This is a genomic window from Pseudomonas tensinigenes (assembly GCF_014268445.2).
GTDB classification, from domain to species: Bacteria; Pseudomonadota; Gammaproteobacteria; order Pseudomonadales; family Pseudomonadaceae; genus Aquipseudomonas; species Aquipseudomonas tensinigenes.
In genome coordinates this window covers 2,030,930-2,041,936 of record NZ_CP077089.1, presented here as the reverse complement: position 1 = coordinate 2,041,936, position 11,007 = coordinate 2,030,930, and the positions used below count along the sequence as shown (strand labels likewise).

General features: G+C 60.2%; 14 protein-coding genes. 1 reads left to right on the top strand and 13 read right to left on the bottom strand.

The features are described 5' to 3' along the window. Nucleotides 1-58 precede the first annotated feature (58 nt). The gene (locus HU718_RS09010; RefSeq protein WP_186616732.1) at nt 59-418 is read left to right on the top strand and encodes a DUF6124 family protein; all 360 of its coding nucleotides are present in this window, start codon (nt 59-61) and stop codon (nt 416-418) included. Between the two features lie 165 nt (nt 419-583). On the opposite strand, the gene HU718_RS09005 is transcribed toward HU718_RS09010, so the two are convergent. From HU718_RS09005 to HU718_RS08945, 13 genes are all read right to left on the bottom strand, one after another. Then, entirely contained in the window at nt 584-820 is a 237-nt protein-coding gene (locus tag HU718_RS09005; protein WP_095122673.1) for a hypothetical protein, read from the bottom strand. 139 nt (nt 821-959) lie between these two features. Next, the gene (gene flhB, locus HU718_RS09000) at nt 960-2,099 is read right to left on the bottom strand and encodes a flagellar biosynthesis protein FlhB (protein WP_102900461.1); all 1,140 of its coding nucleotides are present in this window, start codon (nt 2,097-2,099) and stop codon (nt 960-962) included. A gap of 3 nt (nt 2,100-2,102) precedes the next feature. Continuing rightward, nucleotides 2,103-2,888 (bottom strand): flagellar biosynthetic protein FliR, encoded by a 786-nt coding sequence (fliR, locus tag HU718_RS08995; RefSeq protein ID WP_038363857.1) that lies wholly within the window; start codon nt 2,886-2,888, stop codon nt 2,103-2,105. Nucleotides 2,889-2,891: 3 nt separating this feature from the next. Then, complete coding sequence (fliQ, locus tag HU718_RS08990; RefSeq protein ID WP_041072975.1) at nt 2,892-3,161, bottom strand: flagellar biosynthesis protein FliQ; 270 nt, start codon at nt 3,159-3,161, stop codon at nt 2,892-2,894. Further along, nucleotides 3,158-3,916: a flagellar type III secretion system pore protein FliP gene (gene fliP, locus HU718_RS08985; protein WP_095122677.1), complete on the bottom strand. Its 759-nt coding sequence runs from the start codon at nt 3,914-3,916 to the stop codon at nt 3,158-3,160. The genes fliQ and fliP overlap by 4 nt, the downstream gene beginning before the upstream one ends. Continuing rightward, nucleotides 3,916-4,368, bottom strand: coding sequence for a flagellar biosynthetic protein FliO (gene fliO / locus HU718_RS08980; protein ID WP_150708268.1), 453 nt, complete (start codon nt 4,366-4,368; stop codon nt 3,916-3,918). The genes fliP and fliO overlap by 1 nt, the downstream gene beginning before the upstream one ends. Next, entirely contained in the window at nt 4,369-4,818 is a 450-nt protein-coding gene (gene fliN, locus HU718_RS08975) for a flagellar motor switch protein FliN (protein WP_095122682.1), read from the bottom strand. Nucleotides 4,819-4,875: 57 nt separating this feature from the next. Next, complete coding sequence (fliM, locus tag HU718_RS08970) at nt 4,876-5,844, bottom strand: flagellar motor switch protein FliM (RefSeq protein WP_007920032.1); 969 nt, start codon at nt 5,842-5,844, stop codon at nt 4,876-4,878. Nucleotides 5,845-5,853: 9 nt separating this feature from the next. Then, complete coding sequence (fliL, locus tag HU718_RS08965; RefSeq protein WP_007920033.1) at nt 5,854-6,357, bottom strand: flagellar basal body-associated protein FliL; 504 nt, start codon at nt 6,355-6,357, stop codon at nt 5,854-5,856. A gap of 697 nt (nt 6,358-7,054) precedes the next feature. Beyond that, a complete protein-coding gene (locus HU718_RS08960; RefSeq protein WP_186616372.1) occupies nt 7,055-8,425 on the bottom strand; it encodes a flagellar hook-length control protein FliK in 1,371 nt (456 codons plus the stop codon). A 104-nt stretch (nt 8,426-8,529) separates the two neighbouring features. Next, a complete protein-coding gene (locus HU718_RS08955; RefSeq protein WP_186616373.1) occupies nt 8,530-8,877 on the bottom strand; it encodes an Hpt domain-containing protein in 348 nt (115 codons plus the stop codon). A 31-nt stretch (nt 8,878-8,908) separates the two neighbouring features. Further along, the gene (locus tag HU718_RS08950; RefSeq protein WP_186616374.1) at nt 8,909-10,612 is read right to left on the bottom strand and encodes an ATP-binding SpoIIE family protein phosphatase; all 1,704 of its coding nucleotides are present in this window, start codon (nt 10,610-10,612) and stop codon (nt 8,909-8,911) included. Between the two features lie 5 nt (nt 10,613-10,617). After that, nucleotides 10,618-10,923, bottom strand: a complete 306-nt coding sequence (locus tag HU718_RS08945) for an STAS domain-containing protein (protein ID WP_102900456.1) — start codon at nt 10,921-10,923, stop codon at nt 10,618-10,620. Between the last annotated feature and the right edge of the window lie 84 nt (nt 10,924-11,007).

The following is an 11,007-nucleotide window of genomic DNA, read 5'->3' as shown; positions in this document are numbered from 1 at the left end:
CCACCTCTTTTCGTTTCGCAGCGAAATGTGGCAGCTCCAGCAATCAAGGAGCTTCACCATGATCAAACCAACGCCAAACCCACCCGAAATCGACCTCACCTCGCCCTACGAATCCCTCGATTCAAAAAAACTCCACGAAGCCGCCGACCGCGCCCTCGATCACTACCTCTGCCCACCCGGCTCCACTCCACCGCCACGCAAAACCCGGCGGATGTACGCCGTCACCGCGGATTTCAAAAACGAGGAACTGCTGGCCGATGCCAGCGAAACACTTGCCTCAGCCAGAACCATCGCCCATGACTTCGCCCATCTCAAACCGGCGTCGCAGCGCAGGACACTGTTGGGGATTGCACAGCTGATCATGCTCGGCGAACTGGCGGTGAATCGGGTGATGGATAATCTGGAGTTGCCGCAGTAGCGACACGCGATGATCGTTCCCACGCTCCTGCGTGGGAATGCCTCAACGGACGCTCCGCGTTCGGCTTTGGAAGGGACGCGGAGCGTCCCGGGCTGCATTCCTTTGCTGCGCGTGGGAACGATCATAAAACCGCCGCCCCGTTTCAGCGGCTTTGCGATCAATTGCTCAATACCGGAGGATTTTTACTTTTCCATTCTTGCTCTTGGGCAATTCGAACTCGACCTCGTTGCCGACTTTGACGTTCGCCTGCAGGGCATCGGGCAATGGAATGCTGAATCGGTATTCTTTGGCCGTCAGAAAAAAACCTGTGGCTTCGGCAAAGGAAAGGGATCGTCCCGATTGCTTCGGCGTGATGGTGCCTCTTCCGGTTTTTTCATCGTAGCTGCTGAAAATACCTTTCATTGCCTTGCTCCCTTGCACTCGCCTGCCTGACCGCGTCAGTGCGCGGCCGCACCTTGCATCAAACTGCAAAATCACGGCGACTGCACCTGTCAGAGTTGACAGTCATGGGGGAGCGCAGACAAATGGCTTCGCCGCAACGTCAGGAATCGCGGCGCAAGTCTGGCGGAATCGGCAAATCGTCCTTGAGCGGATCCGGGCGCTTGCCCTTGCCCGCGCGGTACTGGCGGATCTGGTAGACGTAGGCCAAGACCTGGGCAACCGCCAGGTACAGGCCGCCGGGGATTTCCTGATCCAGTTCGGTGGAGTAGTAGATCGAACGCGCCAGCCCCGGCGATTCGAGGAGCATGACGTTGTTGGCCACGGCGATTTCGCGAATCTTCAGTGCGAGGAAGTCGCTGCCCTTGGCCAGCAGTATCGGCGCGCCGCCCTTCTCCGAATCGTATTTGAGTGCGACGGCGTAGTGCGTCGGGTTGGTGATGACCACGTCGGCGTCAGGAATCGCCGCCATCATGCGGCGTTGCGACATCTCGCGCTGGGTCTGGCGGATGCGCTGTTTGACCTCCGGACGCCCCTCCTGATCCTTATGCTCGTCGCGCACTTCCTGCTTGGTCATCAGCAGTTTCTTGTGGGCTTCCCAGAGCTGCACCGGCACGTCGACGGCGGCGATGATGATCAGGCCGCAGGCCAGCCACAACGTGCTCCAGCCGACCAGCGTGACGCTGTGAATGATCGCCATTTCAAGCGGCTCGTGGGCGATCCGCAAAAAGTCATCGACGTCCGCCGACAACACCGCCAACGCCACGCCCAAGGTGATCAGAAACTTGGCCAGGGCCTTGAGCAACTCGACCACAGCCTTGAAGGAAAACATCCGCTTAAGGCCCGCCGCCGGGTTCATCCGGCTGAACTTGGGCGCCATGGAGCCGGCCGCAAACAGCCAGCCACCGAGGGAGATCGGCCCGATCAGGGCTGCCAGCAATAGCGTGATCATGAACGGCTGGATGGCCACCAGCGCCATCTGACCCGACTTCAACAAAAATGCGCCCATGGAACCCTGATCCATGATCACCTCACGCGACAGCGTGAAGTTCAGGCGCATCAGCTCCATCAGGTCTTCGGCCAGCATGCCGCCAAACACCAGCAGCGCACCGGCACCAGCCATGGTCACGACCAGGGTGTTGAGCTCTTTGGAGCGGGCAATCTCACCCTTCTCGCGGGAGTCCTTTTTGCGTTTTTCCGTGGGGTCTTCTGTTTTGTCCTGACCGCTTTCGCTCTCTGCCATGACTCAGCGCGCCCGAGCCAGTTCGCGTAACAGCTGCAAGGCTTCAGTGGCCAGCGGCTGATACTGATTGAGAATGTCCGCCAGACCGACCCAGACGATGAACAGACCAAGCACCAGGGTCAGCGGAAAACCGATGGAGAAGATGTTCAGTTGCGGCGCGGCACGGGTCATCACGCCAAACGCGATGTTGACCACCAGCAGCGCGGTGACCGCCGGCAACACCAACAACAGCGCCGCCCCCAGTACCCAACCGAGTTTGCCCGCCAGTTCCCAGTAATGCGCGGTCATCAGACCGCTGCCGACCGGTAGCGTGGTGAAGCTTTCGGTAAGGACTTCGAAGACCACCAGATGGCCGTTCATCGACAGGAACAGCAACGTGACGAGCATGGTGAAGAACTGCCCGATCACCGCCACCGAGACGCCGTTGGCCGGGTCGACCATCGAGGCGAAACCCATGCCCATCTGGATCGCGACAATCTGCCCTGCCACGGCAAACGCCTGGAAAAACAGCTGCAGGGAAAACCCCAGCACCGCACCGACGAGGATCTGTTCGGCAATCAACATCAAGCCACTCAGATCCAGCGGACTGACCGCCGGCATCGGCGGCAGGCTCGGGGCAATGCACACGGTGATCGCCACGGCGAAATACAGGCGGATCCGGCGCGACACCAGGGTGGTGCCGAACACCGGCATGACCATCAGCATCGACGCCACGCGAAACAGCGGCAACATGAAAGACGCCACCCAGGTACTGATCTGGGTGTCGGTCAGCTGAAGCAGCGATTGCATGGCTTAGCCGATGACCATCGGGATGTTTTTGTACAACTGAATGATGTATTCCATGAAGGTCTGCACGATCCATGGACCGCCCACAATCAGGGTCACCAGCATCACCAGCAGACGCGGCAGGAAGCTCAGGGTCTGTTCGTTGATCTGCGTGGCGGCCTGGAACATCGCCACCAACAGGCCGACCAACAGGCTCGGCACCACCAGAATCGCGACCATCAATGTGGTCAGCCAAAGGGCTTCACGAAAGATATCGACCGCAACTTCCGGCGTCATGGCGAGACACCTCCAAAACTGCTGGCCAGGGTGCCGATGATCAGCGCCCAGCCATCCACCAGCACGAACAGCATGATCTTGAACGGCAGCGAGATGATCAGCGGCGACAGCATCATCATACCCATCGCCATCAGCACACTGGCCACGACGAGGTCGATGATCAGGAACGGAATGAAGATCATGAAGCCGATCTGGAACGCGGTTTTAAGCTCGGAGGTGACGAACGCCGGCACCAGAATGGTCAGCGGCGCCTGATCCGGGGTGGCGATGTCGGTGCGCTTGGACAGGCGCATGAACAGTTCGAGATCGCTGGTGCGGGTCTGCGCGAGCATGAAGTCCTTGATTGGCACCTGGGCCTTCTCCACCGCTTGCTGGGCGGTAAGGGTTTCCGCCAGATACGGTTGCAGCGCGTCCTTGTTCACCCGGTCGAACACCGGGGCCATGATGAACAGGGTCAGGAACAGTGCCATGCCGGTGAGGATCTGGTTCGACGGCGTCTGTTGCAGGCCGAGGGCCTGACGCAGGATCGAGAAGACGATGATGATCCGGGTGAAGCTGGTCATCAGAATCACGGCCGCCGGGATGAAGCTCAGCGCGGTCATGATCAGCAGGATCTGCAGACTGACCGAATACTCCTGCGCGCCATCGGCGTTGGTGCCCAGCGTGATCGCCGGGATCGACAACGGATCGGCGGCGAACGCCAGCGGCGCGGCCAGCATCAGGGCCAGCGTCAAGACGATGCGTAGCGCACCCATTACTTCGTATCCTTCTGATCCTTGCCGAGTATCTTCAGCAGATGCTGGGCAAATTCCGGGGTCGCTTTCTCGCTGGTACTCGGCACCTCGACCGGCTCCTTGAGCACGTGCAGCGCGGTGATGGTGCCGGGGCTCAGGCCGAGCAGAATCTGCTCGTTGCCGACCTGCACCAGCAGCAAGCGGTCACGCGGACTCAGTGCGCGTGAGCCGATCAGCTCGATCACTTGCCCTTTGCCTGCCGGCCCGGCCTGCTGCACCCTGCGCAACAGCCAAGCGAGGAAGAAGATCACGCCCAGCACCAGCAACAGGCCAAACACCAGTTGCGTCAGTTGCCCGGCCACGCCGCTGGTGACCATCGGCGCGGTGGCGGCAGGCACTGTCGTGGCTGTCGACGGCTCGGCAGCCAGCACGCTCAATGGCAATGCCAGCAGAGCCCAGAGAAACCGTTTCACTCAGCGCAGCTTCTTGATGCGTTCGCTTGGGCTGATCACGTCAGTCAGGCGGATGCCGAACTTTTCGTTGACCACTACTACTTCGCCGTGCGCGATCAGGGTGCCGTTGACCAGCACGTCCAGCGGCTCGCCGGCCAGACGATCGAGCTCGATCACCGAACCCTGGTTGAGTTGCAGCAGGTTGCGGATGTTGATGTCGGTGCTGCCGACTTCCATCGAGATCGATACCGGGATGTCGAGGATCACGTCCAGGTTCGGGCCGTCGAGGGTCACCGGATCGTTGTTCTTCGGCACGCTGCCGAACTCTTCCATCGGCAGACGCGAGCCGCCGGCTGCGTCGGCGGCCAGCAAGGCGTCGATGTCAGCTTGACCGTCACCGGTTTCTTCCAGGGCAGCAGCCCATTCGTCAGCCAGTGCCTGGTCGTCCTGGGCGTTCATATCGTCGTTCATCATTTGTCCTCGGCGGGCAAAAATTCAGTTAAATGCTTGGGGGGTTGGAGCGCCGCTTCAGCGACGCTCGATCGGCTCGATCACTTGCAACGCGAGGTTGCCTTTGTGCGAGCCCATCTTGACCTTGAAGGCCGGCACGCCGTTGGCGCGCATGATCATTTCGTCCGGCATCTCGACCGGGATCACATCGCCCGGCTGCATGTGCAGGATGTCGCGCAGTTTCAACTGGCGGCGAGCCACGGTGGCGCCGATCGGCACATCGACATCGAGTACGTCCTGACGCAGGGCGTTGACCCAGCGCTCGTCCTGATCGTCGAGGTCGGACTGGAAACCGGCGTCGAGCATTTCGCGCACCGGCTCGATCATCGAGTACGGCATGGTCACGTGCAGGTCGCCGCCACCGCCATCGAGTTCGATGTGGAACGTGGAGACTACGATCGCTTCGCTCGGGCCGACGATGTTGGCCATGGCCGGGTTTACTTCCGAGTTGATGTACTCGAAGTTGACTTCCATGATCGCCTGCCAGGCTTCTTTCAAATCGACGAAGGCCTGCTCCAGCACCATGCGCACCACGCGCAGTTCGGTCGGGGTGAATTCACGCCCTTCGATCTTGGCGTGACGGCCGTCGCCGCCGAAGAAGTTGTCCACCAGTTTGAACACCAGTTTGGCGTCGAGGATGAACAGCGCGGTGCCGCGTAACGGTTTGATCTTGACCAGGTTGAGGCTGGTCGGTACGTACAGCGAGTGCACGTATTCGCCGAACTTCATCACCTGTACGCCACCGACGGCAACGTCCGCCGAGCGGCGCAGCATGTTGAACATGCTGATGCGGGTGTAGCGGGCAAAACGCTCGTTGATCATTTCCAGAGTCGGCATGCGTCCACGGACGATGCGATCCTGGCTGGTCAGGTCGTAGCTTTTGACACTGCCGGGTTCGGCAGCGTTATCGGTCTGTACCAGACCATCGTCGACGCCATGCAACAGCGCGTCGATTTCATCCTGGGACAGCAGATCCTGCACGGCCATGTCGTGTTCCTACTGCAGTACGAAATTAGTGAAAAGCAACTGTTCGATCACCACTTTGCCGAGCTCTTTCTGCGCCACTTCCTGGACGCTGGCTGTGGCCTTCTGGCGCAACATCTCCTGGCCGACCGGGGTCGCCAAGGTGGCGAAATCCTGACCGGAGAAGAGCATCACCAGGTTGTTGCGGATTACCGGCATGTGCACTTTGAGCGCTTCCAGATCGGCCTGGTTACGCGCCAGCATGGTGATGCTCACCTGCATGTAGCGCTGACGGCCGTTCTGGTTGTAGTTGGCGACAAACGCTGGCGCCATCGGCTCGAAGATCGCTGGCTGCTTGCCGACAGGCGCCGCATCGGCGGCCTCGGCAGGTTTGCTCTGGGCGCTGTGCATGAAGAACCAGGTCGCCCCCACGGATGCACCAATGGCCAACAGCAACGCCAGCACGATCACAATGATCAGCTTGAGTTTGCCTTTGGTTGCGGGGTCTTTCACTGCTGCTGTTTCGCTCTTCGCCATGCCAATAATCCGTCACTATTCGGGTTTTCACAGTCGCACGGCAAGGCAAGAGCAAGTGTTATGCCAGAAGTGTCGGTGATGGTGGAGACAACGCTAAAGTCAAAGGCACCCTCACCCCAGCCCTCTCCCGGAGGGAGAGGGGGCCGACCGAGGTGTTTGGTCGTGATACGTCGACCTGAAAGACCGAGTCGACTATGGATTCACAGCAGAAGTATCCGGTCGGCGTACTTCACAAGCATCCCCCAATCAGTCCCCTCTCCCTCCGGGAGAGGGCTAGGGTGAGGGCGAGGTGCCCTGTCGCGAAACGTCGACCTGAAAGACCGAGTCGACTATGGATTCACAGCAGAATTATCAGGTCGGCGTACTTCACGAGCATCCCCCAATCAGTCCCCTCTCCCTCTGGGAGAGGGCTAGGGTGAGGGGCCCCGTCGTGATACGTCGACCTGAAATACCGAGTCGACTATGGATTCACAGCAGAATTATCAGGTCGGCGTACTTCACGAGCATCCCCCGATCAGTCCCCTCTCCCTCCGGGAGAGGGCTAGGGTGAGGGGCCCCGTCGTGATACGTCGACCTGAAAGACCGGATCGATTATGGATTCACAGCAGAACTATCAGGTCGGCGTACTTCGCGAGCATCCCTCGATCAGTCCCCTCTCCCTCCGGGAGAGGGTTAGGGTGAGGGGCTGTTGATTTGATCAGGCGTAGTAGTCGACGGCGCTGCTGCCGATCACGCTGGTGGTTTGCGCAGCGGCGTCAGCAATGGCGGCAGGCGCCAATTCTTCATCCGCCGAATCGAGGCGACCGCCGGCAGCGCTGGTGCGACCGCTCTGGCCCTGCTGCGCCTGCTCCTGACCTTGCTGGCCCTGCCAGCCACGGTTCTGGTCGGAGACATTGACGTCGACCTGGCCCATGCCCTGCTGGTTGAACATATCGCGCAGACGATGCATCTGCCCGTCGAGCGCTTCACGCACGCTTGGATGCGCGCTCATGAACGTGACCTGGGTCTGCTGGTCAGGGACCATATTCACGCGAATGTCCAGACGGCCCAACTCGGCCGGCTGCAACTGAATGTCCGCCGCCTTCAGATTGGCGCTCGACAGATACATGACGCGGTTGACGATTTCTTCGGTCCAGCCGCTCTGATGCATGGCGATCGGCTGATTCACCGGCACCGCGTTCGCGGTCTTCGGCGTGGCGGCCTGCGTCAATGCCGCCAGACGGTTGGCGAAGTCATCCACGCGGGTATCGCTGGTCGCCGTCTTGAGATCTTTGAGGCCATCGTCGATCAAACCGCTGAAGGCTTTCTCGCCACCCTGGCTGGTGCTGTCCTTGTCGGCTTGCACGTCAAGCATGCTGGCCATGCCGGCGGCGAAGTTCTGCGCCGCAGTCAATTCGCCGTCGGCCTGAGCCTGAGCAGGCGTCGTTTTCGGTTGCGCCTGGCTGGCGGCGGAAATGTGCCCGCCCTGCTCCATCGCCATGCGCACGGCCGGCAGCGAGTCGAGCGGATCGGCCGAAGGGTCGAAATCGCTGTCGGTGGTCGGTGCCGGATCTTTGACCATACCCGGCAATGCGGCGAGCGCAGGTGTTTCAGCTTCAGGCTGGACGGTGGCGACAACGGCCGGGGCTTGCGCCACTGGCGCCGTGACCACTGGCTGCACAGCGGCGACCAATGCCGGATCAAGCGTCGGGTCAACCGGCGCAGCATCCACCACTGGGGTCTGGGTGCTGTCCGCGCTGTCGTCGCTGCTGGCGGCGGTGTCATCGGTCGCTACGGTTTTATCGGCAGGCAAGTCGTTGCCGCTGTCGGCAACTGCCGGTTGTGCAGCGGCAGACTGATCCTTGCCGATATCTTTTTTGCCGCTGTTGTCGGCCACTTTGTCACGCGACGGCTTGGGCGAGTTGTCAGTGCTGGCAACAGGCTTGCCCGATCCCTGATCGGCGAACACTTTAGCGAAGCTTGAGGCTTTATCCCCAGTGTCTACGGCCATCGCCGACGTTTTGGCCGAGGCGGCTTGCGCCTTGGCCTGAGCGGCATTCTGAAGAAGGATGTTGGGGGTCGCAGGCATGAAACGGTCTCCGCTGCACTGGGATCGTAGGTACAGTTACGGAGATAGCTGCAAGTGCCGGGCCAGTTTCGCCCGACGCTTGAGAAAAGCGCCGGGCGGCGGGATCAGTGCGTGTGAGCGGGATGTTTTTCGCTTTCGTAAACCGGGCGAACTTCAGCAAATTCGCCACTGATCTCAGCGACCAGTTTGACTATTTCCGCCGGGCTCTTGTCTTTTGCGTCCGATTCGAGTTCCTGGCAGAGCGCCGCCAAGCGGACAGCGCCCATGTTGCTGGCGCTGCCCTTGAAACTATGGGCAACTTCCGACAACACCTTGGCATCAGAGGTCTTTTGCAACTCGCCCAAGCGACTTTCGGAATCCGCCAGAAAGGTATCCAGAAGCTCCGGATAACCCCCCTCCATGACTTCGCGCAGTACGCTCAGCGCCTCGCGATCAATATGTGTGTCAGTCACTTGTTCACTCCTTGATCAAGAATTGCGCGGATTATGCCTCAACCACCCAGGAAAACTCCACGCGGGCACTACGACCTTCGTCCGACCAACTGGCGTTGCGCCCCAATTGCCGGACCAGACTGACGCCGCGCCCCGACAAACGGACGCCGTCCAGCGGACGCTCCATGACTCGCGCCACATCAAATCCCTTGCCGCTGTCTTCAACCCGAATCACCAGACAACCGCCCTCGCCTTGTGGCTGCACCTGCAAATGCACGCGTACGAAACCGTCCTGCAGCGCCTCGAGACGATCATTGCGCTGCTGATAGTAGCGAGCGAAACCCGCCGCATCGCGCTTGAGACTGGAATCCAGACCGAGCACGCCATGCTCCAGCGCATTGGAATACAACTCGGCGAGCACGCTATACAAAGCACCACTCTGCGCCCGCAACCCATGCACCTCAAGCAGCAACTGCAGCAGGTACGGCAACGGATTGAAACGCTTGAGCGTGGCGCCACGGAATTCGAAACTCACCGACCAGTCGAGCGGGCACGACTGGCCGCTGTCGGAATACACCGGGGCCGACGGCTTGACCTGCGCCGTTTCCAGCAGGCTGACCTCGACCATGCTGACATCGTCGCGCGCCTCGCCGCGAAAATCCCGCAGCGCCTGCTCGATATCCTCGAATAAGCGATCCGGCTCGCGATTGGCGGCGAACACCTGCTGCAAACGCTCGACGCCGAACAACTGATCGTTGACATCACTGGTGTCGATGACGCCGTCAGACAGCAGAAAAACCCGATCCCCGACCGTCATCGAATGCACTTCAGTACGGTCATCGAACGCTAGCGGACTCAGCACACCGAGCGGCAAATGACGCGCGCTCAGTGGCTCGCGTTCGCCCGTGGCGATCCGGTGCAAATACCCGTCGGGCATGCCGCCATTCCATACTTCTACAGAACGTCGCTGAAAGCTCAGGCACAGCAGCGTCGCACAGCAAAACATGTCCACCGGTAGGATACGTTTGAGCTTTGCGTTCATTTCACGCAGGGTTTCGGCCAAGCCATATCCCTTGGCGGTCATGCCATAAAAGACTTCGGCGAGCGGCATCGCGCCCACTGCTGCCGGCAAGCCGTGACCGGTGAAATCGCCGAGCAACACATGCATGTCGCCCGCCGGCGTGTACGCCGCCAGCAGCAAGTCGCCGTTGAACAGCGCGTACGGTGATTGCAGGTAGCGAATATTCGGCGCGCTGAGGCAACCGGAGTGCGCCACCTTGTCGAACACCGCTTTGGCCACACGTTGCTCGTTTAGCAGGTAATCATGGTGTTTGGCGATCAGGTCGCGCTGTTGCAGCACGGTCGCCTGCAAGCGGCGCAAGCGATCCATCGCCTTGATTTTGGCGGCAAGGATCACCTGGTTGTAAGGCTTCGCCAGAAAGTCGTCACCACCCGCCTCCAGACAACGGGCCAGCGCCTCGCTTTCGGTCAGCGACGTCAGGAAGATGATCGGCACAAGCGTTTCGCCGGCCAACGCCTTGATCTGCCTTGCGGCCTCAAAGCCGTCCATGACCGGCATCATCGCGTCCATCAAGACCAGATCGGGTTGCTGACGGCGAAACAGATCGAGCGCTTCGGCACCGTTGGCCGCCGTCAGGACCTGGTGACCCTGGCGGCGGACGATGGTCGACAGCAATAAGCGATCGGCGGCGCTGTCTTCGGCGATCAGAATGGTCAGCGGCTCTTGCACCTGCATGGCCGTCAACTGATGTCGAAGAGCTTGTCGAAATTGGAGATGGCGAGGATCTTGCGCACGTCGGAGTTGCTGTTGACCACGCGCACGTCCGAATTGTCACCGCCGGCGTGATCGCGCAGCAGGAGCAACATGCCCAGTGCGGAACTGTCGAGGTAAGTGGCTTCTTTCAGGTCGACCACAATGGATTCGGGTTTCTCTTTGAGTCGCTCATAGGACTCGCGAAACTCCTGATGGCGACCAAAATCAAAGCGACCCTTGACCAAAATCGTCAGTTTTTGACCATCTGGAGAGACTTCTGTAACGACTGACATTGACTGGCTTCCTTGTCATTGACGAACCTGTACAAGGTTTAGCACTTGGACAGGGTTGCAGCAAGGTTAGAAGCCAGATCAAAA

What these genes read in the sequence shown, in the direction of transcription:
- fliM (WP_007920032.1), bottom strand. Translation starts at nt 5,844, where the DNA reads ATGGCCGTGCAGGATCTGCTGTCCCAGGATGAAATCGACGCGCTGTTG.
- HU718_RS09010 (WP_186616732.1), top strand. Translation starts at nt 59, where the DNA reads ATGATCAAACCAACGCCAAACCCACCCGAAATCGACCTCACCTCGCCC.
- fliR (WP_038363857.1), bottom strand. Translation starts at nt 2,888, where the DNA reads ATGCAATCGCTGCTTCAGCTGACCGACACCCAGATCAGTACCTGGGTG.
- fliQ (WP_041072975.1), bottom strand. Translation starts at nt 3,161, where the DNA reads ATGACGCCGGAAGTTGCGGTCGATATCTTTCGTGAAGCCCTTTGGCTG.
- HU718_RS08945 (WP_102900456.1), bottom strand. Translation starts at nt 10,923, where the DNA reads ATGTCAGTCGTTACAGAAGTCTCTCCAGATGGTCAAAAACTGACGATT.
- HU718_RS08960 (WP_186616372.1), bottom strand. Translation starts at nt 8,425, where the DNA reads ATGCCTGCGACCCCCAACATCCTTCTTCAGAATGCCGCTCAGGCCAAG.
- fliP (WP_095122677.1), bottom strand. Translation starts at nt 3,916, where the DNA reads ATGGGTGCGCTACGCATCGTCTTGACGCTGGCCCTGATGCTGGCCGCG.
- fliN (WP_095122682.1), bottom strand. Translation starts at nt 4,818, where the DNA reads ATGAACGACGATATGAACGCCCAGGACGACCAGGCACTGGCTGACGAA.
- HU718_RS09005 (WP_095122673.1), bottom strand. Translation starts at nt 820, where the DNA reads ATGAAAGGTATTTTCAGCAGCTACGATGAAAAAACCGGAAGAGGCACC.
- flhB (WP_102900461.1), bottom strand. Translation starts at nt 2,099, where the DNA reads ATGGCAGAGAGCGAAAGCGGTCAGGACAAAACAGAAGACCCCACGGAA.
- HU718_RS08950 (WP_186616374.1), bottom strand. Translation starts at nt 10,612, where the DNA reads ATGCAGGTGCAAGAGCCGCTGACCATTCTGATCGCCGAAGACAGCGCC.
- fliL (WP_007920033.1), bottom strand. Translation starts at nt 6,357, where the DNA reads ATGGCGAAGAGCGAAACAGCAGCAGTGAAAGACCCCGCAACCAAAGGC.